At 35.8% G+C, this 23,856-nt stretch carries 25 protein-coding genes; 23 read left to right on the top strand and 2 right to left on the bottom strand.

Going from position 1 to position 23,856, the window contains the following annotated elements; all coding sequences use genetic code 11:
* Window positions 1-47 precede the first annotated feature (47 nt).
* The 6 genes from RT412_RS08080 (at window position 48) to RT412_RS08055 (ending at window position 5,464) form a co-directional block, all read left to right on the top strand.
* Complete coding sequence (locus RT412_RS08080) at window positions 48-989, top strand: ABC transporter permease (RefSeq protein WP_313341920.1); 942 nt, start codon at window positions 48-50, stop codon at window positions 987-989.
* Between the two features lie 4 nt (window positions 990-993).
* Window positions 994-1,893: an ABC transporter permease gene (locus RT412_RS08075; RefSeq protein ID WP_313341917.1), complete on the top strand. Its 900-nt coding sequence runs from the start codon at window positions 994-996 to the stop codon at window positions 1,891-1,893.
* 29 nt (window positions 1,894-1,922) lie between these two features.
* Complete coding sequence (locus RT412_RS08070) at window positions 1,923-2,933, top strand: ABC transporter ATP-binding protein (protein WP_313341914.1); 1,011 nt, start codon at window positions 1,923-1,925, stop codon at window positions 2,931-2,933.
* Complete coding sequence (locus RT412_RS08065) at window positions 2,920-3,906, top strand: oligopeptide/dipeptide ABC transporter ATP-binding protein (protein WP_313341911.1); 987 nt, start codon at window positions 2,920-2,922, stop codon at window positions 3,904-3,906. The genes RT412_RS08070 and RT412_RS08065 overlap by 14 nt, the downstream gene beginning before the upstream one ends.
* 199 nt (window positions 3,907-4,105) lie before the next feature.
* A complete protein-coding gene (locus RT412_RS08060) occupies window positions 4,106-4,255 on the top strand; it encodes a hypothetical protein (RefSeq protein WP_313413230.1) in 150 nt (49 codons plus the stop codon).
* Window positions 4,256-4,411: 156 nt separating this feature from the next.
* A complete protein-coding gene (locus RT412_RS08055) occupies window positions 4,412-5,464 on the top strand; it encodes a GerMN domain-containing protein (protein ID WP_313341906.1) in 1,053 nt (350 codons plus the stop codon).
* Between the two features lie 167 nt (window positions 5,465-5,631).
* On the opposite strand, the gene RT412_RS08050 is transcribed toward RT412_RS08055, so the two are convergent.
* Window positions 5,632-6,639: an ABC transporter substrate-binding protein gene (locus tag RT412_RS08050; RefSeq protein WP_313341904.1), complete on the bottom strand. Its 1,008-nt coding sequence runs from the start codon at window positions 6,637-6,639 to the stop codon at window positions 5,632-5,634.
* Window positions 6,640-6,900: 261 nt separating this feature from the next.
* Between RT412_RS08050 and RT412_RS08045 the strand changes: the two genes are divergently transcribed.
* The 4 genes from RT412_RS08045 (at window position 6,901) to gdhA (ending at window position 11,042) form a co-directional block, all read left to right on the top strand.
* Window positions 6,901-7,953: an inorganic phosphate transporter gene (locus RT412_RS08045; RefSeq protein ID WP_313341902.1), complete on the top strand. Its 1,053-nt coding sequence runs from the start codon at window positions 6,901-6,903 to the stop codon at window positions 7,951-7,953.
* Between the two features lie 19 nt (window positions 7,954-7,972).
* A complete protein-coding gene (locus RT412_RS08040) occupies window positions 7,973-8,596 on the top strand; it encodes a DUF47 family protein (protein ID WP_313341899.1) in 624 nt (207 codons plus the stop codon).
* Window positions 8,597-8,739: 143 nt separating this feature from the next.
* Complete coding sequence (locus RT412_RS08035; RefSeq protein ID WP_313341896.1) at window positions 8,740-9,387, top strand: redox-sensing transcriptional repressor Rex; 648 nt, start codon at window positions 8,740-8,742, stop codon at window positions 9,385-9,387.
* Window positions 9,388-9,698: 311 nt separating this feature from the next.
* A complete protein-coding gene (gene gdhA, locus RT412_RS08030) occupies window positions 9,699-11,042 on the top strand; it encodes an NADP-specific glutamate dehydrogenase (protein WP_313341894.1) in 1,344 nt (447 codons plus the stop codon).
* Window positions 11,043-11,103: 61 nt separating this feature from the next.
* Here the strand turns inward: gdhA and ytvI are convergent, their stop codons facing one another.
* Window positions 11,104-12,177, bottom strand: coding sequence for a sporulation integral membrane protein YtvI (ytvI, locus tag RT412_RS08025; RefSeq protein WP_313341892.1), 1,074 nt, complete (start codon window positions 12,175-12,177; stop codon window positions 11,104-11,106).
* A gap of 445 nt (window positions 12,178-12,622) precedes the next feature.
* Between ytvI and RT412_RS08020 the strand changes: the two genes are divergently transcribed.
* The 13 genes from RT412_RS08020 to RT412_RS07960 all read left to right on the top strand — a co-directional run bounded on the left by RT412_RS08020 (window position 12,623) and on the right by RT412_RS07960 (window position 23,846).
* Complete coding sequence (locus RT412_RS08020) at window positions 12,623-13,558, top strand: peptidase (protein WP_313341890.1); 936 nt, start codon at window positions 12,623-12,625, stop codon at window positions 13,556-13,558.
* 104 nt (window positions 13,559-13,662) lie between these two features.
* Entirely contained in the window at window positions 13,663-14,508 is an 846-nt protein-coding gene (locus RT412_RS08015) for a fumarate hydratase (protein WP_313341888.1), read from the top strand.
* Between the two features lie 27 nt (window positions 14,509-14,535).
* The gene (locus tag RT412_RS08010; protein ID WP_313341886.1) at window positions 14,536-15,087 is read left to right on the top strand and encodes a Fe-S-containing hydro-lyase; all 552 of its coding nucleotides are present in this window, start codon (window positions 14,536-14,538) and stop codon (window positions 15,085-15,087) included.
* A 13-nt stretch (window positions 15,088-15,100) separates the two neighbouring features.
* Window positions 15,101-16,276, top strand: a complete 1,176-nt coding sequence (locus RT412_RS08005; RefSeq protein ID WP_313341884.1) for a malic enzyme-like NAD(P)-binding protein — start codon at window positions 15,101-15,103, stop codon at window positions 16,274-16,276.
* 21 nt (window positions 16,277-16,297) lie between these two features.
* The gene (locus RT412_RS08000) at window positions 16,298-17,344 is read left to right on the top strand and encodes an Ldh family oxidoreductase (RefSeq protein WP_313341882.1); all 1,047 of its coding nucleotides are present in this window, start codon (window positions 16,298-16,300) and stop codon (window positions 17,342-17,344) included.
* Between the two features lie 267 nt (window positions 17,345-17,611).
* Window positions 17,612-18,271: a nitroreductase family protein gene (locus RT412_RS07995; RefSeq protein ID WP_313341880.1), complete on the top strand. Its 660-nt coding sequence runs from the start codon at window positions 17,612-17,614 to the stop codon at window positions 18,269-18,271.
* 56 nt (window positions 18,272-18,327) lie between these two features.
* Window positions 18,328-18,771: a hypothetical protein gene (locus RT412_RS07990; protein WP_313341877.1), complete on the top strand. Its 444-nt coding sequence runs from the start codon at window positions 18,328-18,330 to the stop codon at window positions 18,769-18,771.
* Window position 18,772: 1 nt separating this feature from the next.
* Window positions 18,773-19,702 carry a CoA-transferase gene (locus tag RT412_RS07985; protein WP_313341874.1) on the top strand — a complete coding sequence of 310 codons (930 nt, stop codon included), beginning with the start codon at window positions 18,773-18,775 and terminating at the stop codon, window positions 19,700-19,702.
* The gene (locus RT412_RS07980) at window positions 19,695-20,459 is read left to right on the top strand and encodes a CoA-transferase (RefSeq protein ID WP_313341872.1); all 765 of its coding nucleotides are present in this window, start codon (window positions 19,695-19,697) and stop codon (window positions 20,457-20,459) included. Before RT412_RS07985 ends, RT412_RS07980 begins: the two co-directional genes overlap by 8 nt.
* Before the next feature lie 46 nt (window positions 20,460-20,505).
* A complete protein-coding gene (locus RT412_RS07975; protein ID WP_313341870.1) occupies window positions 20,506-21,606 on the top strand; it encodes a tripartite tricarboxylate transporter substrate binding protein in 1,101 nt (366 codons plus the stop codon).
* A gap of 82 nt (window positions 21,607-21,688) precedes the next feature.
* Complete coding sequence (locus RT412_RS07970) at window positions 21,689-21,868, top strand: 4Fe-4S binding protein (protein ID WP_179238523.1); 180 nt, start codon at window positions 21,689-21,691, stop codon at window positions 21,866-21,868.
* 10 nt (window positions 21,869-21,878) lie between these two features.
* Window positions 21,879-22,355 (top strand): tripartite tricarboxylate transporter TctB family protein, encoded by a 477-nt coding sequence (locus RT412_RS07965; RefSeq protein WP_313341867.1) that lies wholly within the window; start codon window positions 21,879-21,881, stop codon window positions 22,353-22,355.
* 12 nt (window positions 22,356-22,367) lie between these two features.
* Window positions 22,368-23,846 (top strand): tripartite tricarboxylate transporter permease, encoded by a 1,479-nt coding sequence (locus RT412_RS07960; protein ID WP_313341864.1) that lies wholly within the window; start codon window positions 22,368-22,370, stop codon window positions 23,844-23,846.
* Window positions 23,847-23,856: the final 10 nt, after the last annotated feature.

The following is a 23,856-nucleotide window of genomic DNA, read 5'->3' as shown; positions in this document are numbered from 1 at the left end:
TAGCGGAGGAGATGCTATGAATATATAAGAAAAGTTAGGAGATAAAAATGTATAGATATATTATAAAAAGGATACTATTTCTTATACCTACGGTATTGGGAGTTGTGTTTATTATTTATTTCGTAATGAATATAACACCGGGAGATCCTGCTCGTGCAATGCTTGGTTCATCAGCACCCCAAGCAGATATAGACAAGCTTAATCATGAGTTAGGATATGACCTGCCGTTTCTTCAGAAATATTTTAATTATATTTACAATATGGTAGTAAAACAAGACTTTGGAATATCTTATTTTACTAAGCAATCTGTTTTTGCAGAAATATGGCCAAGGTATATTGTAACCATAAATTTGGCCTTAATGGGCGTTGTGTTATCCTCTGTAATAGGAATACCTTTGGGAATATATGCTGCAGTAAAGCAGTATTCGTTATGGGATACAGTTCCATCCATTTTCGCATTTTTAATAGCCGCAGTACCTTCATTCGTATTAGGAATGATTCTACTTTTTGTATTTTCTCTTAAACTTAATTTACTTCCGTCATACGGAATTACATCCTTCAGTAATTATATAATGCCTGCACTTACCATTTCTATTCCGCCAGCTGCAATGAACTTGAGATTTACTAAGTCTTCTATGCTGGAATCAATTAGACAGGATTTTGTTCGCACAGCAAGAGCTAAAGGAGCGCCTGAAAAAATAGTTATATGGAAGCACGCTCTAAAGAATGCAATGCTGCCGATTATAACTAATATAGGGTTAAATCTTGGAATGCTTATAGCAGGAGCAGTTGTTGCGGAAAAGCTGTTTTCTATTCCGGGTATCGGAAGTTTGATTGTAGATAGGATAACATATAAGGATGAACCTGTTATTATCGCCGGAACAATATTAATTGCAGTGTGTTTTACAATTGTTATGCTAATGGTTGATGTAATATATGCATATATAGACCCAAGAATAAAGGCTAAGTATGCAAGAATGAAGGGATAAAGATATGAAGGATACTACAATGGACAACGTTATGAGAAATAGCGATATATCATTTAAAAAACAAAGTCAAACAAAAGAAATATGGAGAAGGTTTAAAAAGAGCAAAGGTGCTGTTATCGGGCTGGTTATGCTTTTGATTATTCTGCTGATTCTGTTATCTGCAGATGTTATTGCGCCCTATACAACGGCTACAAAGCAAAATATTGATAACAAACTTCAGGGTCCTTCTTTAGCACACTGGTTCGGGACAGATTCTTATGGTCGTGATGTGTTTGCACGTATAGTGCATGGAGGCAGAACATCTATACTTATAGCTATCTTAGCTACTGTTTCCTCATGTATAGTAGGCAGTGCGTTAGGAGCTATTGCCGGTTATTTCGGAGGTAAAATAGATAGTATTATTATGAGATCATTGGATATTTTTATGTCCGTACCTGATATTCTGTTTACCATGGCTGTAGTATTTGCTCTTGGTGCTAATTTTGTCAATTTGCTGGTCGCACTTACATTAGCGTATTTTACAAATTATGTGAGGCTGGTTCGTTCACAGGTTCTTAATCTTGCGGAACTTGACTATGTTGAAGCTGCAAGAGCCGGTGGTGCAAGCAGTGCAAGAATTATAGCATCTCACATTCTGCCAAATGCTATGGGAGTTATAATTGTAAATACTACACTTAACGTTTCTAAGATTATACTGTACGAGTCTACTTTAAGCTTTTTAGGTTTAGGGATGCCACCTCCGGCTCCTGAATGGGGATTGATGCTTTCAGAGGCAAGGGAGTTCATGCGCACTTCTCCTCACCTGCTGTTTTTTCCAGCTATGGCAATTGTTTTGACTGCATGTTCCGTGAACCTTATAGGTGATGGACTGAGAGATGCCCTGGACCCACATTTAAAATCTTAGCTTACTTAAGCAGAAAGGATTGTATGATTATGAACGAATTGATTTTAGATATAGATGATTTGTCGGTTATTTATAAAACGGACCTGGAAACTGTCAAGGCTGTTAATGGCATCAACCTTAAAATAGAGAAGGGGAAAACACTGGGTTTGGTAGGAGAAACCGGAGCAGGCAAAACTACAACTGCTTTGTCAATATTGAAACTGCTGCCGGAAAATACGGGAAAGGTAACGAATGGAAGTATTAAATTTGAAGGTACTAACCTCCTTGAAATGAACGAGCATGAAATACGTGAAATAAGAGGGGGTCAGATTGCCATGGTTTTTCAGGACCCCATGACAAGTCTTAATCCGGTTATGACCGTAGGAGACCAGATTGCAGAGGCCATTATAATGCATAATGAAGGACTGAGCAAAGAGGAGATAGAAAAACGCATTGATGAAAAACTTACAATGGTAGGAATACTTCCATCAAGAAAGACTGAATATCCTCACCAGTTTTCCGGAGGTATGAAGCAAAGGGTTGTAATAGCTATGGCACTTGCATGCGAGCCTAAGTTTCTTATTGCTGATGAACCAACTACCGCACTTGATGTTACAATACAGGCACAGGTGTTGATGATGATTAAGGAACTGAGAAATCGTCTGGGAACATCAATGCTAATGATAACTCACGACTTGGGAGTCGTGGCAAAAATATGTGATGACGTGGCAGTTATGTATGCAGGAGAAATTGTTGAGGCAGGTACTGTTAATGATATATTTCTTGGAGAGAATCATCATCCGTATACTGAAGGTTTATTTGGCTCTATTCCCAACCTTTCTTCCAGGACAAAAAGGCTGAACTCTATTCCAGGATTGATGCCTGACCCGACAAATCTGCCGGAGGGCTGTGTCTTTGCTCCAAGGTGCAAGTATTGTATGGACATATGCATTAGGGTACATCCAAATACCGTATCTGATGAAACCCATTCCCTGCAATGCCATTTGTTTGATGGTAAGTTACGTAGGGACAAGCAGGAGGGAAAACGTGAAAAACAATAAAACAACTCCGTTAATAGAAACCGTAGAGTTAAGAAAGCTGTTTAAATTAAATGGCGGTGCAAGGCTTCATGCTGTTGATGGTATTAATCTTAAAATATATCCAGGAGAAACTGTAGGGGTGGTAGGAGAGTCCGGATGTGGCAAAAGTACTCTCGGAAGAACTATACTTAGACTGATTGAGCCAACATCAGGTCAAATTTTGTATAGTGGAAGTGATATAACTAAGATAAGTGCAGGAAAAATGCGCGAGATGAGAAAAGACCTTCAGATAATTTTTCAGGATCCGTATTCGAGCATTGATCCACGTAAATCTGTTATAGATATAATAGCTGAATATATGTTTATACATAAGGTATATAAAAATAAAATTGATACTTATAACCGTGCAGCGGAGCTTATGGATTTGGTAGGTTTGGCAAGGAGATATTCGAGCTCATACGCTCACGAACTTGATGGTGGGCGTCGTCAGCGTATAGGAATTGCCAGAGCATTATCGTTAAATCCCAAATTTATTGTATGCGACGAGCCGGTTTCTGCATTGGACGTTTCAATTCAGGCTCAAATTCTGAATCTTTTGATGGATTTGGAGGAGGAACTGGGGCTTACATATATGTTTGTTACTCATAACCTAAGTGTAGTTAAGCATATTTCAACTAAAATAATGGTTATGTACCTTGGTAAATGCGTGGAAATGGCATCTTCGGACGAATTGTTCCAAAACCCGATGCATCCATATACAAAGGCATTGCTAAAGGCAATACCTGAGCCGGATATTTCAAAGAGGGACGAAGAATTTGCTCTTATTAAGGGAGAAGTAAGCAGTCCTATTAACGTAAAGCCTGGATGCAGGTTTGCAAAACGATGTGATTTCTGTTTTGACAGGTGTACCAAGGAGGATCCAAATCTTACGGAAGTTTCCCATGAACATTTTGTTTCATGTTTTTTGGTAGAAAAAAATAAAGTAGAAAAGTAAACAGAAAAAACACTATGTATTGTCTGTTATAGTGGTATCGGTTACCGGAAAACTTGCAATTATGACAATTTCAATTGTTTATTATTTTTATAGATGTTTGGTATTATATATATTTTTTAGGAGGAAGGTAAAATGTCAGTTAACTTAAAAGGAAGAAGTCTTTTAACACTAATGGATTTAATAATATACGGAGTGTGTAATGAAACCAATTGAACCATTTTATACAGAAGAAGAATCAAAGTTGATTCATGAAAAAGGATATACAGTTAAAGAAGATGCTGGAAGATGCTTCTGTAAATTTTGCAAAATCTTCCCCCCGAAGGAAAGCAATAATAACTTCTTTGTATAAAGTTGCAGATGCCTTAGAAGGAAAAAACGGTACAGCTATTGAATGTAAGTAGAATGTATAGGAAGCCTTATATTTAAATTATAATTAAATTATTATCATAACCTTCGTACATGCTAAATATAATAATATATATAAAGCTGTGAGGAGGTTATGAAATTGGCATATAAGAGGATAATGTCTCTGATTATGATTATTTGCTTGAGCTTAAGCATTACAGCATGCAGCACTTTGGATATGATGGTAGGGCTGAAACAGGAAAATAATCCGGATACAACTGATTTCGCAAACTTAACTGATTTTGAAATAGTAGAAGATACAATCGGAGAAGAAGTAGTTGAAGAACCTGCTATAGAAACCGTTACCGTAAATCCCGAGCAAGCTAAAATGACAGATATTTTGGCTTATTTTGAAGATGAAAACGGATTTGTAGTTCCTGCTAACACAAAAATTGAATGGGAAGAAGGAATTGCAAAAGCTACACTTCGAAGTATGGTAGTCGGAAGTGAAACTGAAAAGAGACTGGCAGGTTCCGGACTTCACGGTGTATTGCCTGAGGGAACGGAAATCAGAGGGATGGCTATAAAGGATGGTCTTTGCAGAGTGGATTTTACTAAGAACATATTAAACACTTCTTCTTATGAGCAAGAAGAAAATATGATTTCTGCAATTACATATACACTTACTGAATTCCCTACTATAGATAAAGTGGAATTGTTGGTTGAAGGTCAAGCTTTAGCTTCATTATCAAAGGGGTACGCTGTCAATACCGCATTTGAAAGAGAAAATATTAATTTGTACGGCTCTAAGGATGGTGTTAATTATACAGTATACTATAAGGCACCTGATACAGAGGTTATGGGTCACTATATTCCTATAACATTCTCAGCTTCATCCCTTAATAATCCTGCTAAGAATGTATTGGAAAAATTGTTTAGCGGAGCACCTGAAGATACTATCTTAAGCAATAATATTCCTGTTGGAATCAATTTAAGGGGAGTTAATATTGTAAGTGATACAGCTGTAGTTAATTTGGGTGTTGAAGCGGTTAATCTTTCTGAAGAAGAATACAGAGATATGAACGCAATTGTTGTACTTTGCTTAGAACAATTCGGAATTTCTGATATTGAATTCAACATCGAAGGCATCTCGTTTGAAGAAGCAGGTCTGCATTTTGACGATGGTGTAATGCCTGCATTTAATCAGTACTAGGGTACGGGGACACACCTTAACGGAGGGATAGTCTTTGGGGTATGCGTTAAGGAATGTCCCCAATTGGAAGGGGGCACACCTTTGATGTAATGAGATTCTTCACTGTTGCTCAGGATGACATTTGTCATTCTGAACGCAGTGAAAAATCTCTTTTTTATTCTCTAAGTTTATTTACCGTAATTTTCCTTCGCGTGTATTGCAAATTCTGGAGTTTGTATTTTATCATATGGTACGCCTTCTTCAATTTCTCCGGCTGTTTTCATTATATCAATCAATCTGTTATAACCGTCTTCTCCCAATACTAAATCAGGATTCCATGCTCCGATATCCCTGTAGGTTTCGACGATTTTTGCTATGAATTCCTTATCAGAATCAGGGAATTGGGGAGCTATAACTTCTGCCACTTCTTCAGCTGAATGTTCATTAACCCATACCATTCCTTCATAAAGTGCATCGGCAAAACTTTGAACTATATCAGGATTTTTTTCTATATAGCTTCCTAAAGCACTGTAGCACGTATAAGGAATATATCCTGCTAAACTGCCTACGGATTCTAATACATAGCCATTACCCTGAAGCTCAAAGGTTGAAGCTAACGGCTCAAATAATGTGGTATAATCTGCTTCGCCCGAAGCAAATGCTCCTGCCATCATATCAAATTGTACATCGGTTCTTACATCAACATCAACACCTGGTGTTAAGCCCGCCTGTTTCATGGCATATTCTAATGCCATCAAAGGCATTCCGCCTTTACGGCCTCCAAGAATCGTATGCCCTTTTAATTTTTCCAATGTAAAGTCATCGTCTTTTTCCCTGCCTACAATAAAGGAACCGTCTCTCTGAGTAAGTTGTGCAAAGTTAACAGCATAATCTTCTCGTCCTTGTAAATAAACATAGACGCTTGCTTCTGGTCCCATGAATGCAATATCTGCCTCGCCGCTTACCATGGCAGCCATACATTTATCCGCCCCGCCGCCGTTTGTTAATTCAATTTGAAGTCCTTGTTTTTCAAAGAACCCCTTTTCTATTGCAACGTATTGCGGTGAATAGAAGATGGAGTGAGTTACTTCTATTAAACGCACTTTAGTCATGTCTGTTTGTTTTTGTTCACACCCGGAAAGGACTAAGGTTGACACAAGTAAAACAACCAACAGTAAAGAAATAAATTTTTTCATAAATACCTCCTTTTTATCAATTTGGGGACATTCCTTTCATCCCCCAAGACTATACTTCTGAAAAAGGTGTGTCCCCTTTCCTGTTTTTTTGCTCGTTATTCATAATATTCAATGTGTTGAAAAAAAGTTACGATAAATTTATAATAATAACTTTTAAAACTAATAGAATTATAGTATCAGTTGTGATATATTGAAATTGTGTGTAAAAATTATGTAATAATTATGTAAATACAATGTAAAGCAAATTGAGGAGAAGGCAAAATGATTATATCTTTTTCTGATTTTTTAGCACAGATAATTTCTAATCCGATTTTATTGGTAACAACTTTGTTAATGATAGGAGTAATCTTGGTTAACGGTTGGACTGATGCCCCGAATGCTATTGCAACATGTGTTTCAACCCGCTCAATATCTGTAAAATCAGCTATTTTAATGGCGGCAGTCTTTAACTTTTTTGGTGTTTTCATAATGACGATTATCAATGCTAATGTCGCTCAAACCATTTATAAGATGGTTGATTTCGGAGGAAATTCAAGAGAAGCTTTAGTTGCTTTGTGTGCTGCAATGTTTGCCATAGTAATTTGGGCTACTGCTGCCTGGTGGTTCGGTATACCTACAAGCGAAAGCCACGCATTAATTGCAGGAATTTCAGGCGCTGCAATTTCCTTACACAATGGTTTATCCGGTATAAATGCAAATGAATGGATTAAGGTATTATATGGTTTAATTTTATCTACTTTTTTAGGATTTGCGCTTGGCTGGATAACCGTAAAATTGATGGAACTGATTTTTAAAGGATTTAACAGACGAAAAACAAATGCTTTTTTCCAAAATGCTCAAGTTGCAAGTGGTGCCGCTATGGCATTCATGCATGGAGCTCAAGACGGTCAAAAATTTATGGGAGTATTTATGCTTGGAATCTATTTAGCAAATGGACAAGCGAATGTTACAAATTTTGTTGTGCCCACATGGATGATGATTTTATGCTCGGTTGTTATGGCCTTAGGAACATCAATAGGTGGATATAAAATTATAAAATCGGTAGGGATGGATATGTGCCGCTTGCAAAAATATCAAGGATTTTCTGCTGATATGGCAGCTGCAACCTGTCTTTTAATTTCCTCGGTTTCAGGAATTCCGGCAAGTACCACGCATACAAAGACCACAGCTATTATGGGAGTAGGCGCTGCAAAAAGAATATCGTGCGTTAATTGGGAATTAGTTAATGAGATGGTATTGACCTGGATATTGACATTTCCCGGATGCGGATTAATAGGTTATTTGATGGCAAAATTATTTATTATGGTATTATAACTAAATTTAGAGGTGAATTATGGCTCGTAAAAAAGAATTTGATTATTTTGATGCATTTGTAAAATTATCCGAATATTGCTGTGAAGCTGCTAAAATGCTGGATGAAGTATTAATAAACTTTGAGGTTTCAACTTTAGAAGAAAAAATGAAGCAGATGCACAACATAGAACATGCAGCTGACTTATGCGGACATGAAATAATAAGAAGGTTATCAAAAGAATTTATAACACCTATCGAGAGGGAAGATATTGTAACCCTTACTCATGAAATCGATGATATAACAGACTGTGTTGAAGACGTACTGATACACATGTATATGTACAATGTTCAGGAAATCAGAAACGAGGCATTAAGGTTTTCCAAATTAATTCTAAAAAGCTGCGAAGAATTAAAAATTACTTTGGAAGAGTTTAAGAATTTCCGAAAATCAACAGTTATTCATGATAAAATTGTTTATATAAATAAATTAGAAGAAGATGGGGATAATTTATATACAGAAGCAGTTAGAAAATTGCATATGACATCAAAAGATCCGATTGAATTAATGAGTTGGACAATTGCTTTTAACAGACTGGAAAAATGCTGCGACGCATGTGAACAGGCAGTGAATGTGGTTGAAAGCATTATTATGAAAAATTCATAACATTCGAAAGTATATAAGATTACTTAATATTATACTATTACTTGAAAACTTTGCAAAAAAAGTTGTGAAAAAAAGTTTATTTTGCAAAAAAACATTTGCAATGATAAAAAATGTTTGTTAAAATATAAGCAGGAGGCATGCATATGAACAATAATGATAAAATTTCACCTGCAGTAATAAGAAGATTGCCAAAGTATTACAGATATTTGGGAGAATTGAACAAAATAGGTCTTAATAAGACATCCTCAAGAGAATTAAGTGATATGACAGGCTTTTCAGCATCCCAAATACGTCAGGATTTGAACAACTTTGGAGGTTTTGGACAACAAGGTTTTGGCTATGATGTAGAAAACTTACGCAACGAGATTGCAAGGATTCTTGGCTTAGATAAAAAATATAAATTAATTATTATCGGTGCCGGAAATATTGGTCAGGCAATTGCAAATTATACAGGTTTCTATGAAGCAGATTATGAAGTTGTAGCATTGTTTGATAAAAATCCGAAATTAATTGGAATGTCTATGAGAAATGCGTTAATAAAGGATATTGACGAATTGGAAGAATTTTTGAAAGCAGAAAACATAGATATCGCTGTAATATGTACTCCGAAAAGCGTAAGTCAGCAAGTTGCCGAACAATTAATACAGTGCGGTATAAGAGCCATCTGGAACTTCGCCCCAAAGGATTTAAAAATGCCGGATTATGTACATGTAGAAAATGTTCATTTGAATGAAAGCTTGTTTTCATTGACATACTATTACAATCAGATGAACAAGAAAAAAAGCGAATAATATTTTTTAAAAACAGAGATTTTAATTGCATTAGTATCTCTGTTTTTTTTATGCCCTAACCCCATTTGACGCATTCCCCTGCGATGCCCTAACCCCATTTGCACAAACAAATTATTACGTAATCTTAATACATAAATAATTATATATTAAAAAATTGCATTTTAAATAAAAAAATACACGTAATGTGTACTGCTTGTCTATCCTAAAGTTTTAAATTACAAATAGTTAATATTAAATTTGTTGTATTGTAAATTGCTTTTGATATAATAAAGGAGGAAAAACATTTATAATTATATGGAGGTTTTACACATATGAATGCATATATTGAAAGAATCATTGACTCAGTTAAAAAAAGAGATTCTCATGAACCAGAATTTATTCAGACAGTTGAAGAAGTATTATACTCTTTAGAGCCAATGGTAGAAAAACATCCGGAGTATGAAAAAGCTGGATTGTTAGAAAGAATGGTTGAACCAGAAAGAGTTATATCATTTAGAGTTTCATGGGTAGATGACAACGGAACAGTTCATGCTAACAGAGGATACAGAGTTCAATTTAATGGAGCTATAGGCCCTTACAAAGGCGGTTTGAGATTCCATCCTTCAGTAAACTTAAGTATAATGAAATTCTTGGCATTTGAACAAACTTTCAAAGATTCATTGACAGGCTTACCAATAGGCGGAGCAAAAGGTGGTTCCGACTTTGACCCAAGAGGAAAATCAGATGCAGAAATAATGAGATTCTGTCAGGCATTTATGACTGAATTATTTAGACATATAGGACCGGACGTTGACGTTCCTGCAGGAGATATAGGTGTTGGAGCAAGAGAAATTGGTTACATGTATGGACAATACAGAAGAATAAGAGGAGCTTTCGAAAACGGAGTATTGACAGGTAAAGGTATACCATACGGCGGAAGCTTAGCAAGAACAGAAGCTACAGGATACGGAGCTGTTTATTATACTCAGGAAGTATTAAAACACTTTGGCGAAGAAGTTAAAGGCAAGACATTCGTAGTATCCGGTTTTGGTAACGTTGCATGGGGTGCAGTTCAAAAAATCAATCAATTAGGCGGAACTGTAGTCGCTATTTCAGGTCCTGATGGATATGTTTACGACCCAAACGGAATTAAAGGCGAAAAAGAAGATTTCATGTTAGAAATGAGATCATCAGGAAGAGATAAAGTTCAAGATTACGCTGATAAATTTGGAGTAGAGTTCTTCCCTGGACAAAAACCATGGTCAGTTAAAGCGGATGTTTACATGCCATGTGCTACCCAAAATGAAATCAACATGGAAGAAGCTAAGAAAATAGTATCAAGCGGTTCTAAATATTATATAGAAGTTGCTAACATGCCTACTACAAACGAAGCATTAAAATACTTAATGGACAGCGGAATGATAGTTGCTCCTTCAAAAGCAGTTAATGCAGGCGGAGTTGCTACATCAGCACTGGAAATGGCTCAAAACTCCATGAGATATGCTTGGTCATTCGAAGAAGTAGATGCTAAATTACACGGCATCATGAAAAACATCTACAACATGAGTGTTGCAGCAGCTGAAGAAGCTGGATTAGGATATAACTTAGTAGCAGGAGCTAACTTAGCAGGATTCAAAAAAGTAGCTGACGCTATGATGGCACAAGGTATAATTTAATTAGGATATAAAAAAAGCAAGGTTCGCCTTGCTTTTAGTTTGCTGTTTTTTATCCTATCACTTATTTAAATAGTTTGATTTTTCCTGTATCGTTTAAGTATTTCACAACTATTGCAATTATCGGAGCGATAAGCAATCCGAAGAATCCAAACAATCTAAGCCCTGCATACATTACAGTAATTGTAATAATAGGGTGAAGACCTATCTGATATCCTACAATTCTTGGTTCGATTACATTTCTGATAATGGTTACCGCTAAATATAGTGCCAATAATCCAAATCCTAAAGTGTAATTTTTCAATATGATTTCAACAATCGCCCATGGAATTAATATTCCCCCGGTACCTAATACAGGCATTATATCAAGTATTGCTATTATTGCAGCAATAGGTAAAGCATATTTAACCTTCAGAAAGGATAAACCGATCATAATTTCAAAAAAAGTAATAAACATAATTATTATGTAAGATTTTATCATTTTCCAAACTCTTCCTATTAAGAATACTCGAGATTCTTCAAAGGTTGAGTTAAAATTATCAGGCAGCTGTCTTTTTATAAAAGCTATTATGTTGTCATATTCAACACTTATAAAAACTGATAAAACTATCGTAAATATTACTGATATTAAATATAACGGAAAATTAGATATTAGCTTTGTTGCTATTTGCACAATACTTATTGAGGTGTTTTTAATAACGTCCGATATATAGTTAATTCCGTTTGTAATAATTTGTGATAAAGTTGTAGCTGCATCCTCAGATATAAGTTCTGTATTTGCCACTATCCAATCATTGAATTCCAACAGTATCGGTTCGACTTTGTTGAAATAAAGATTCGGCATTGCATAAATTAAATCTGTAAGCTGAGTAATTAAAAAAGTAATAAACAGCCATAGAATTATAGCCACAAATGCATAAAATAAAGCCACTACAAATATGGCGACTCCCTTTCCTGTACCCTTAATATATTTTCTGATAAATTTTGCTATCGGTCTTAGTGCAAGTGCAATTAAAAATCCTACAATAAAAGGCATAATCCAATGAATTACATAAACAAATACAAAATATAAAACTGAGTAAGCTGTAACTATGAAAGCTATATTAATTATAAATTTCTTTTTATCATCTAAAGTCATCTTAGACCCCTATAATATGTTTTCCTATAATTATAATATTTGTAGCTATTATTTGCAATAAATAATATTATTTTTATTGCAAATCAAACTAATTATTGTAACAACTAATTATATAATATATAATTATCACTAAAATATAATTAGAAAATCATAAAAATTTCATTATATTTTTCATTATTAAAATATACTTTTCATTTTGAAACAAATATATTTTTTTGGTAATGTATTGCTGATTAATTATAGGTGCATGACAGTAGAATTTGTTGAAATTCAAACATTATAAATTTTATTAAAGCTAATTGTTGTTTTTTTATAATTTTGGCATAATTATTGCTCCATATACAAGCAAATAATAAAATATTGTACCAGATCCGGAAATGGTAGATTTTTATATTTCAAGCTTGAATTAAATATCATTTAATAAAATTATGGAGGATTAAACAAAATGATGGAAAATACAAGAGAGTTTTTAGTAGGTATTGGATTACCAAGAGGTGATGCATTTGATTGCCCGACTTCTGAAAAAAGATTTCCTTCAGGAGCTCATTTCGGTATAGAAGTTCCGACTATCAATACTGCAGTAGCATGTAAGGCACTTATAGAAGAGGCTGAAAGATTAGGCATACAGATAAACAGAGTTGACGAAACCTATGGTGCATTTCGTCATACCTTTACTGAATTAAAAGAATATGCTGCTATTTGTAAAGCTCACGGTGCCGGCTTAAACATGTCCATAGGACCAAGAGCCGCTTATGATACAAGTGCTACAAGATTAAGTGAACAAGGTAGGGTTATAGCATACAGATTAAGAGGACAGGAGCAAGTTGCAAGAGCAGTAGAAGATGCGAAACGTATAGCAGAAGCAGGAATCAGAGGATTAATCGTTTATGATGAAGGTTTATTGTGGGTGTTGGATGAAGCAAGAAAAGCGGGACAGCTTCCTGAAGATATGAAATTCAAGAATTCGGCACATAACGGACAAGGAAACCCCGCAAGCTTTAAATTGCTTGAAAGATTAGGCGCTGACTCCATAAATCCTGTAAGAGATTTGTCAATTCCTATGTTAGCTGCTTTAAGACAAACAATTGAGGTTCCGTTAGATTTACATACAGACAATCCTCCGGGATCAGGCGGATTTATAAGAGTTTATGAAGCTCCTGAAATGGTTCGATGCTGTGCACCGGTATACTTAAAGACAGGTAATTCATGTGTATCAGGTCATGGTCAATTGACAACTGCTCAAAATGGTATCGATATGGCAAGACAGGCAGCTATAGTTCTTGAAATGGTTCATAGATATTATCCGGAAGCAATTCAATTAAAAGCCGGAGAGGCAGATCCACAAATAGTAGATGTAAAAGAAGCCGCTTTAGCATATTAATTAGTTGCTGTTATTTGCAGCATACTGATAAATTGTTGAATTATCTCTCTTGTTTGATTTTTTCTTGCAGGAGAGATAATTATATATTAATAAGGGAGAAGAAAATGAGAGAAATTCATGTAGAATTAATATCCAAAACTGTTGAAAAACTGTGTATTGAATCAAATTATTATCTTCCGCAAGATGTAAAAAAAGCATTACAAGATGCTCTAAAAGAAGAAAAATCTCCCCTTGCGAAGGAAATAATTGAAGATATTATTAAAAATCAAGAAATAGCAAGAACAAACAATGTACCTATCTGTCAGGATACAGGTCTTGCGGTAATATTTTTAGAATTAGGTCAAGAAGTAAGATTAACAGGCGGAGATTTAAATGAGGCAATAGATGAAGGTGTCAGAAGGGGATATAAAAACGGTTACCTTCGAAAATCGGCAGTTGATGATCCGTTCATGGTCAGAAAAAACACAGGAGACAATACACCAGCAATTATACATACAAAAATAGTACCCGGAGATAAAGTTAAATTAATATTGGCTCCAAAGGGAGGCGGAAGCGAAAACATGAGTGCTTTGGCAATGCTCAAACCCTCTGATGGTGTAAAAGGAATAAAACAATTCGTATTAGATACCGTTGAAAAAGCAGGATCTAATCCATGTCCCCCCATAATAGTCGGAATAGGTGTAGGCGGTACAATAGAAAAAACAACCTTAATTGCAAAACAAGCATTGCTGAGAACAGTAGGTGAACATAATTCAAATCCTGATATTGCAAAAATAGAAGAAGAATTATTAGAGGAAATCAATAAGCTTGGAATCGGTCCCCAGGGATTTGGAGGAAGTACTACGGCATTGGCCGTACATATTGAAACTTTCCCTGCTCATATAGCAAGTATGCCTGTTGCAATAAATATTCAGTGTCATGTTGCAAGGCATCAGGAAGCAATAATTTAGGCTTTTATTGAAGGTGGAGGTATATGAATGGTAAAGAAAATTAATACTCCTTTAACAGACGAAGTGATCAATGACCTTAAAGCAGGAGATAGAGTTTTATTAAGCGGTATTATATATACCGGTCGTGATGCGGCACACAAAAGATTGGCAGAGCTTATTAATAAAGGTGAAGAGCTGCCAATGGATATAAAAAATCAAACAATTTATTATGTTGGACCTTGTCCTGCTAAGCCGGATCAGGTTATCGGGTCGGCGGGACCTACCACCAGCGGAAGGATGGATGCTTATGCGCCCTTGTTGATGGATGAAGGTCTTAAAGGCATGATAGGCAAGGGACTAAGAAATCAGCGGGTTGTGGATTCCATAATAAAGAATAATGCGGTATATTTTGCAGCCATAGGCGGTGCCGGAGCTTTGCTTGCCGAAGCAATTAAGGAAGCCGAAGTTATAGCATTTCCCGATTTAGGTGCAGAGGCAATATATAAATTGAAAGTTGAAGATTTTCCCGTAACAGTAATAATAGACAATCAAGGAAATGACTTGTACAAAATTGGTAAAGAAAAATACAAAATAGTGTAAGGAAGGTAATTATATGTCATTAAGAGAAGATGCATTAAAATTGCACAAGGATAATCAAGGTAAGTTAAATTTAATGAGCAAGGTTCCCGTTACAGATAAAGTAAGCTTAAGTCTGGCATATACACCGGGTGTAGCTGAGCCCTGCAAGGAAATACATAATGATGTTAACTTGGTTTACGATTACACATCAAAAGGTAATTTGGTGGCAGTCGTATCGGATGGCACTGCTGTTTTAGGACTTGGTGATATCGGGGCCTACGCTGCCATACCCGTTATGGAAGGAAAAGCTGTATTATTTAAGGAATTTGGCGGAGTTGATTCTTTTCCAATCTGCGTTAAAACTAAGAACCCTGATGAAATAGTTAATATAGTTGAAATGATTGAACCTGTGTTCGGAGGTATAAATTTAGAGGACATATCGGCACCAAGATGCTTTGAAATAGAACGAAAGCTTAAAGAAAGATTATCAATTCCTGTTTTCCACGATGACCAGCATGGAACTGCAATCATTGTTTTGGCAGGCTTAATGAATGCCCTTAGAATTACTAAGAAAAAAATGGAGGATTTAGTAATCGTAATAAACGGTTCAGGTGCTGCCGGTGTTGCCATTGCAAAGATAATACTCAATATAGGGGTAAAAGGTATGCTAATGGTTGACAGAACCGGAATTATCTATAAGGGCAGAGAAAAAGGAATGAATTGGGCTAAAGAAGAGCTTGCTGAGGTTACTAACAAGGATAATAAAAAAGGCAGCTTGGCAGATGCTCTGATTGGTGCAGATGTATTTATAGGTGTATCGGAAGCTAACATCGTTACGGAAGAAATGGTTAAAAGCATGAATAATGATGCCATCATTTTTGCAATGGCAAATCCGATTCCTGAAATTGACCCTGAGCTTGCTAAAAAGGCAGGCGCAAGAGTAGTGGGAACAGGCAGGTCCGACTATCCGAATCAAATAAACAATGTATTGGCATTCCCGGGAGTTTTTAGAGGTACCTTTGACGTCAGAGCTACTACTATAAATGAAGAAATGAAATTAGCAGCGGCTAAAGCATTATCCGAGCTTATATCGGATGAAGAATTAGCTGAAGATTACATAATACCAATGCCTTTTGATAAAAGAGTAAGACCGGCAATTGCAGAGGCAGTGGCAAAGGCAGCAAGAAGTACGGGTGTGGCATTACTATAAAAAATATGAGGTGGTGATGGTATGGACAAACCGATTGTGTACGATTTTAATACACTTAATGAATTTTGCATCAGTATGTTTATAAAAGCGGGTATGAGCTCAGAGGAAGCAGAAATTATGAGCGATACACTGATGTTTGCAGAAATGAGAAATGTAAAATCACATGGCATAGTAAGATTACCCACATATATAGAGAGAATGGAAAAAGGTGTTGTAAACAATAAGCCGGAAATGAAATTTATAAACAATCAATTTGCTGCCATTTCGACGTTGAATGCGGATAACGGAATGGGACAGGTTGCAGGATATAAAGCTATGAAGGAAGCTATGAGCATAGCAAAAGTTTATGGAATAGGAATGGTTGCAGTAAAAAATTCCAACCATTTTGGTGTGGCTTCATATTATTCAATGATGGCATCAAAGGATAATATGGTTGGATTAGTTATGACAAATGCATCGCCTGCTATAGCCCCATTTGGTACAAAGACACCGTTACTTGGCACTAACCCGCTTTCAGTAGCTGTGCCCGCAAAACATAAGAAACCTATTGTTCTTGACATGTCTATGTCTACTGTTGCAAGAGGCAAAATCAGAATGGCGGCACTGCAAAATAAAGAAATACCTTTTGATTGGGGTTTAGACGAGGAAGGCAACCCCACAGATGATCCTTATGAGGCATTAAAGGGCAGTTTAGTACCTATTGGAGGTGTTAAAGGTTCGGGTTTGTCATTGATAATTGATTTGCTTACCGGTGTTTTAACAGGTACTTCTTTAACCGGTGAAGTAAAAAATATTACTGATATGAGTGGTCCTTCCAAAACAAGCCATGTATTTATAGCCGTAAATATTAGTAGCTTCATTGATACCGATGTTTATAAAAATAATGTTGACTCAATTGTGAATAATATAAAATCATTACCACCTAAAGGTAATAACGAAGTTTTTATGGCAGGTGAAATTGAACAAAATCTGATGGATGAAAGAAAATCCTTAGGCATACCTGTGGAAATTGAAGTTATTGAAGAATTAAACAAATTAGCAGAAAAATATGAAGCAACAAAACTGTAAATCTTTTCAGAATTAAATATCATAATATCAATTTAATCTATTTAATATTTCATAATGAAATACCATAAATAATTCCAAACTTTATTTAACAATTAACATTAAAATTACAAGGTTTATTTATTTATTAAAATAAACCTTGTATGGCACTTAATTTGCATATCGAAATAGTAAATAATATTACATCACAAATAGAAACGTTTTCTCACAACCTATAAGGTTATGTTTTTAGGGATTTATATAAACAAAAATATTTAAGGAGAGTGCAATATGGAAAATACTAAGGAAGTATTCTTTCAGGTAATTAAGGACCGAAGAAGTATAAGAAAGTATACTGATCAAAGGATTACAGAAGAAGATTTAAGGCTTATATTAGAAAGTGCCAGACAAGCACCTTCAGGAGAAAATGCACAGCCGTGGAGATTTATTGTGGTTAAAGACCGAAACAGTAAGGAGTTCTTGTCATACGTCGGTAAACATGGAAGCGGAAGAAGATTCACAGGAGAATTTTTAAGTAAACAAATGCAGGCAAGATTTACAGGCTTGCAGGATGAAGAAAAAAAGATTGCCGCATATAAAAAATTGACTTCCGGTAATGTATCAGCATTTGTTAGCGAAGCCGATGTAAACATAATTGTATTAGGGAAAAAAGAAGTTTGGGATGCTCCCTTTGATACCTCAGCGGCTATTGAAAATATGCTTTTGACAGTAACAAGTTTAGGATTAGGAGCATGCTGGCTGGTAGCTCCATGTATTGACATAAGAGACGAGTTCAGAATGAAGGAGTATTTTGAAATAACTGATGAGTATAAGCTATTTGCTATTATTTCAATAGGATATCCTGCTAAAATGGCAAATCCAAGACCAAGAATTCCTTTGAAAGATTTGGTCTTCAATGAAAAGTTCGGAGAAACATATTACGAAGAATAATATGCTGTCCAGATAATTAACGCCGATATTTAAATAAAAGCTATGGAGGATATAAAATGAGTGATATAAATAACTTTAAAGATCAAATGCTATATGAGGTTCAAAAGGCATTCTATGATGAAAGAGGAAAGGGTGCAAGATATAGATTAACTTTAACGGGTGTACCTTATATAAAATCTCAGCTTGGAGAAAAAGCAAATGACATTGAAACAATAAAGAATTGGCTGATAGAAAACAAATTCTGTGAAAAAATTGAAATAGAGCAGGATGAAATTGAATTTAAGGCTAAAATGAAAAACTGCTGTCTGTATAATATAAGCAACTCATTCTATAAAAATGGTATGCAGCCTTTAAGCTGTCCGATTGCCAATATGTTTATGAATGCTATTGAAAATGAACTTGGTCTGTCTCCCGAATTGCTTCCTATAGACATCAAAGGTGAGTATTGCGGCATCAGATGTGCTAAAATAGCTGATTCTGCTGTAGTTGAAGGTAATTAGTATGAATAGTAAGGTTATGAATTTAATTGATGCCGTCAGAGAAATACCCGATGGTGCGGAAATTGCATTTGGCGGATTTGCAATAACAAGAAGTCCCATAGCTTTTGCCTGTGAATTAATAAGACAAAATAAGAAAAATCTTAGTATATATCAACCTATAGTTTGCATGGCCACAGACATGCTTGTAGGAGCAAAAGCTGTAAAGAAGCTTTCTTATGGAGGCGGTTCTTTGGACAGATTCGGAAGAATGGAAAGAATCAATGAAGCTTTTGAAAATAAAAAGATTGATGCAAGAGAATTCAGCGGATTGAGCTTAACCTACAGGTTTTTGGCAGGCTCTTTAGGAGTTCCGTACATACCTACAAAGACATTGTTAGGAACAGATATTTTAAAAAACCTGATTGATAAGAAAGATGAGTCTGTTATGATTTCTGAATCACCGTATGGTGACGGTGAAAAATATGTTTTTATGAAAGCATTGAATCCGGATTATGCAGTAATACATGCTCCATATGCCGATGAAAAGGGAAATGTATTGATTGATGGACCTGTATGGGATTTAGAATTAGCAAAAGCAGCTAAAAAACTGTATGTTACGGTAGACCAAATTATTTCAAATGAGTACGTCAAGATGCATCCGGAAAAGGTTATCATACCTAATGTTTATACACATGCAGTCATAGAAGTACCTTACGGAGCTTATCCTACCGCTGTTTATAAAATGTATGATTATGATGGCGATATGTTGACAATGTATGCTAAAACCAATAAAAAGCAAGAAGATTTTGATTTATTTATAGAAGAATATGTTACGGGAACAAACAATCACAATGAATTTTTAGAAAAATGCGGCGGTATTTCTACATTAAATAAATTAAAAGCTGACCCTGTCTACGGTTATAAAAAAATTTGGGGTGATAAATATGAGTAATTCAAAATTTACAACTAATGAATTAATGGCTGTTACAGCCTCAAGGCTGCTTAAGGATGGTCAAAATATAGTAGTTGGCTTAGGGTTACCGCAGGTTGCAACGCTTCTTGCTAAAAGCTCACATGCTCCTCACTTAAATATCATATTTGAAATTGGAGTTGTGAATCCTGAAAGTGTTGATGCAGGTGTGGGGATCGCCGATCCAAGATTATGGTACAGAAGTGATTATTTTACAAGCTTTATAGGTTCCCTGGGGCACATACTGCAAAGAGGATTGGTTGATGTAGGATTTTTAGGCGGTCTGCAGATAGACAAGTTTGGTAATATAAATTCTACGGGAGTACACGAAAAGGATTATTTCAGACATATTAACGGGAGCGGCGGAGCAGCAGACATAGCATCTTATTCGAAGAATATTTTTGCCATAGCCAAGCATCAGAAAAGAAAAATTGTAGATATGGTTGATTTTATTACGACGGCAGGTTACCTGAAAGGAGGAATCACCAGAGAAGATTCAGGGCTGCCTAAGTGTAACAGTATAAGAATCATAACTAATTTATGTGTTATGAATTTTAATAATGAACTGAGAGAAATGCAGATTGAATCAATACATCCGGGCGTAACTAAAGAGCAAATTATTGAAAATACGGGGTTTGACATTAAATTCGCGGATAATATAAAAGAAACCGGTTTACCGGATGATAATGAAATCTATTTGTTAAGAAACGTTATAGATCCTAAAAAATTATATATTTAATATATAATGGTATGAAAAAATTTATTTATTTTGCCAGGAGGTAGAAATGAAACAGATTAAAACTTTATGTTTAGTTCTTGCTTTGATTTTAACTGCATCCTTTGGGTTGTCGGGATGCACTCAACAAACTCAAACACCTGCACCGCCACCGGCACCTGCACCCGCACCAGCAGAACCGGATGCACCTCAGGAACCTGCAAAACCGGAATTAAAATATCCGGAAAGACCGATTAATGCTGTTGTTGGTTTTTCAGCCGGAGGACCGACGGATGTTATAGCAAGAGGTATCGTGCCGATTCTTCAAGATTTGGTTGGTGAAGGTATTGCTATTACAAATACACCGGGTGCTGCAAGCGCAACTGCCGCTGCCAGTGTAAAGGATGCAAAAGCTGACGGTTATACGTTGTTTTTTGGGTCAGAAATAATGTCGGTATGGCAGACAATGGGCACTATGGATATGAGTCCTACAAGAGACTTTATTCCAATTAAATTAGTGGCTGAAGCAACACCTGTTTTGGCAGTTCCACCGGATTCAAAATTTGAATCTGCAGAACAATTAATACAATATGCAATTGATCATCCGGGCGAGTTAAGAATTGCCACTGCCGGTCCTGCGACAGTTCCGCATATAAGCGGATTGCTGCTTGAACAATATGTTGGCGCTAAATTTACATTTGTCCCATTCCAGGGAGGAGGTCCGGCTATAACTGCAGTTATGGGCAGTCAGGTAGACGCAACAATTGAAATGGTACAATCAATGGTTGAAGCACATAAGGGCGGAAATTTAAAAATATTGGCTTCGTTTACGAACGAACCGATTCCCGGTCTTGATGATATAGTTCCGATAAGCTCTGTTTATCCTGTGCTTAAGGATTATGTTCCATATGGACCATATTTTGGATTATTTGCTCCTTTAGAAACACCGGACGATATTATTCAATTTTTAAAGGAAAAAATGACAGAAGCAATGGCTGACCCAAGATGGAATGAATATTGCACAAAATTATACTTAACTCAAATAGATTACGATGAAGAAGCGGCTTATGAATATCTGGAAAAATGGACATCAAAAGCATCATGGTTGTTATATGAAACAGGAGCAGCTCCAAATTCTCCTGAGGATTTCGGAATTAAGAAGCCTGAATAAAAATTACTTTGATGACTTTGTTATCAATCTGACAGCCCTTGCTTAAAGGGCTGTCTAAAACAAAAACAATAGGAGGGTTACTATGTTAATAGTAGATATAAACAAATGTAACGGAGACGGTGTTTGTTCAGAGGTTTGCGGTGCAGGTGCAGCAATATTAAATGAAGCAGAAGGTAAAGCTTACATAGACCCTGATATGTGTATTGAATGCTATTCATGCATGAGCACTTGTCCTCAGGAAGCAATTTACGAAGAGGAATAGGAGGTTGCTTATGAAGCTTAGATGGATAGATTGGTTAGTAATAGCTATAGTTGGAGTTATCGTTGCGTTTATATTAATAAGCATTTATGGTTTTGTTAAAAATAGTGGAATTGAGTTATTTTCAGTAACTTCACCGTTGGTTTTTCCATTTCTTGTAGGTGTTACACTTTTAGTATGTTGGATATTAACAATAATAGAAGACATAAAAAATGCAGTTACGGCAAATAAGAATGATTCAAAAGAACTGCTGCATGATATGGGGGTTGCCATAATTTATATAATTGGTGTTTTAATGTATTCTTTAGTAATAGGTAAGATCGGATTTATATTAGGCTCTATCCTGTTCTTAATAACAGGAATGGTATTTATGAATTATGATGAAGAAAAATATAGTAAAAGAATTATAAATGCTGCTATTGTTTCTTGTATTACAGTACCTGTTTTATATTATGTGTTTCATGAAGTGTTTAAAGTTATGTTACCGTAAGGAGGTGCAATAATGATAGAATTTGAATTGATATACATATTATATATATTTGTAGGCTGTGTTATCGGATTAGTAATGGGTGCACTTCCGGGACTTACCGTAACTATGACTATAGTATTGGTGGTTTCACTCACCTTTGGTTGGGCAATGATCCCGGCATTGGCTTTTATAATAGGTGCATTTGCAGGAGGAGTTATGGGTGGCTCAATTTCAGCCATTGCATTGAATATTCCCGGAACAGCTGCAGCTGTATCGACTACTTTTGACGGCTATCCGATGAAGCTAAAGGGTGAGGCAAATAATGCGTTAGGAATTTCATTGTTTGTGAGCCTAATAGGAGGCTTGTTCGGTTTGGCTATCCTTGGACTTGTAGGTCCGCTATTAGGAAAAATTGCTCTTAAGTTTGGGCCGCAGGAATACTTTTTAATCACTTTATGGGGAATAACCTTGGTTGCTGTCTTGAGTCAGGGAAAAATAACAAAAGGGCTGATTGCGGCATTTATAGGTATATTTGTAGGAATGATAGGCATGGATCCAATAACAGGTCTTATGAGATTTACACTTGGCTCTAAGGTGTTAAGCGGCGGTATAAATTATATTGCGGCTATGATAGGATTATTCGGTATGAAGGAGGTATTGACTCAATTAAAGAGAAGCAAGACATTTAAAATTGATGAAAATTATAAAATAAAAGATTTATTTCCTAAAAAAGAAATTGTAAAAAGAATAGCACCAACGATGACATGGTCGGCTGTTATCGGTTGGATAATAGGTTTGTTGCCGGGTACGGGCGGTGACATTGGCTCATTGGTAGCATATGGAGCGACTAAAAGTATAGTTAAAAATCCAAACAGACCATTTGGTGAGGGATCATATGAAGGTATTGCAGCTCCTGAAACAGCAAATGATGCTGCGATAGGCGGTGCTTTAACTACGATGCTGACACTTGGTATACCAGGAGATTCAATTACTGCAGTTATAATAGGTGCCTTTTATATGCATGGATTATTACCGGGACCAACATTTATGATAACGGAAAAAAGATATTTTTATTATATATTAATATTCCTTTCTATAGGAATATTATTTGCTTACTTTAGCGGTTTGCTCGGAGCAAATTTAATGCTGAAGGTATTAAAATTTCCTAAGTGGGCGTTAGTTCCATCAATAACTATGCTGTGCATCATAGGTTCATATGCACTTCAAAACAGCATAAACGATGTAATAATAATGACATTCTTTGGATTCTTGGGATACTTATTCGAAAAGTGCGAATACCCTGTATCGCCTATAGTATTGGGTATTATCCTCGGACCAATGATTGAAACTAACTTCAGACAGGCACTAATAAGCTCGGGTTCTGTAGTTTCACTGCTTACATCATTTGTTACCAGACCGCTTGCATTAACAATATTGATTTTAGTGATAGCATCATTTGTACTTCAATCATTTACAGTTAAATCAAATAAAAAATCTGAAGCAGAAAATTAATCGGGGTGAT

This window comes from Sedimentibacter sp., assembly GCF_032080165.1.
Classification (GTDB): domain Bacteria; phylum Bacillota; class Clostridia; order Tissierellales; family Sedimentibacteraceae; genus Sedimentibacter.
Note: the sequence above shows the minus strand (reverse complement) of the source record. Positions and strands in the feature narration are given on the sequence as shown.

Coding starts and splice junctions, on each gene's coding strand:
- RT412_RS08080 (WP_313341920.1), top strand. CDS start 48: ATGTATAGATATATTATAAAAAGGATACTATTTCTTATACCTACGGTA.
- RT412_RS08075 (WP_313341917.1), top strand. CDS start 994: ATGAAGGATACTACAATGGACAACGTTATGAGAAATAGCGATATATCA.
- RT412_RS08070 (WP_313341914.1), top strand. CDS start 1,923: ATGAACGAATTGATTTTAGATATAGATGATTTGTCGGTTATTTATAAA.
- RT412_RS08060 (WP_313413230.1), top strand. CDS start 4,106: ATGAAACCAATTGAACCATTTTATACAGAAGAAGAATCAAAGTTGATT.
- RT412_RS08050 (WP_313341904.1), bottom strand. CDS start 6,639: ATGAAAAAATTTATTTCTTTACTGTTGGTTGTTTTACTTGTGTCAACC.
- RT412_RS08045 (WP_313341902.1), top strand. CDS start 6,901: ATGATTATATCTTTTTCTGATTTTTTAGCACAGATAATTTCTAATCCG.
- RT412_RS08040 (WP_313341899.1), top strand. CDS start 7,973: ATGGCTCGTAAAAAAGAATTTGATTATTTTGATGCATTTGTAAAATTA.
- RT412_RS08035 (WP_313341896.1), top strand. CDS start 8,740: ATGAACAATAATGATAAAATTTCACCTGCAGTAATAAGAAGATTGCCA.
- gdhA (WP_313341894.1), top strand. CDS start 9,699: ATGAATGCATATATTGAAAGAATCATTGACTCAGTTAAAAAAAGAGAT.
- ytvI (WP_313341892.1), bottom strand. CDS start 12,177: ATGACTTTAGATGATAAAAAGAAATTTATAATTAATATAGCTTTCATA.
- RT412_RS08020 (WP_313341890.1), top strand. CDS start 12,623: ATGATGGAAAATACAAGAGAGTTTTTAGTAGGTATTGGATTACCAAGA.
- RT412_RS08015 (WP_313341888.1), top strand. CDS start 13,663: ATGAGAGAAATTCATGTAGAATTAATATCCAAAACTGTTGAAAAACTG.
- RT412_RS08010 (WP_313341886.1), top strand. CDS start 14,536: ATGGTAAAGAAAATTAATACTCCTTTAACAGACGAAGTGATCAATGAC.
- RT412_RS08005 (WP_313341884.1), top strand. CDS start 15,101: ATGTCATTAAGAGAAGATGCATTAAAATTGCACAAGGATAATCAAGGT.
- RT412_RS08000 (WP_313341882.1), top strand. CDS start 16,298: ATGGACAAACCGATTGTGTACGATTTTAATACACTTAATGAATTTTGC.
- RT412_RS07995 (WP_313341880.1), top strand. CDS start 17,612: ATGGAAAATACTAAGGAAGTATTCTTTCAGGTAATTAAGGACCGAAGA.
- RT412_RS07990 (WP_313341877.1), top strand. CDS start 18,328: ATGAGTGATATAAATAACTTTAAAGATCAAATGCTATATGAGGTTCAA.
- RT412_RS07985 (WP_313341874.1), top strand. CDS start 18,773: ATGAATAGTAAGGTTATGAATTTAATTGATGCCGTCAGAGAAATACCC.
- RT412_RS07980 (WP_313341872.1), top strand. CDS start 19,695: ATGAGTAATTCAAAATTTACAACTAATGAATTAATGGCTGTTACAGCC.
- RT412_RS07975 (WP_313341870.1), top strand. CDS start 20,506: ATGAAACAGATTAAAACTTTATGTTTAGTTCTTGCTTTGATTTTAACT.
- RT412_RS07970 (WP_179238523.1), top strand. CDS start 21,689: ATGTTAATAGTAGATATAAACAAATGTAACGGAGACGGTGTTTGTTCA.
- RT412_RS07965 (WP_313341867.1), top strand. CDS start 21,879: ATGAAGCTTAGATGGATAGATTGGTTAGTAATAGCTATAGTTGGAGTT.
- RT412_RS07960 (WP_313341864.1), top strand. CDS start 22,368: ATGATAGAATTTGAATTGATATACATATTATATATATTTGTAGGCTGT.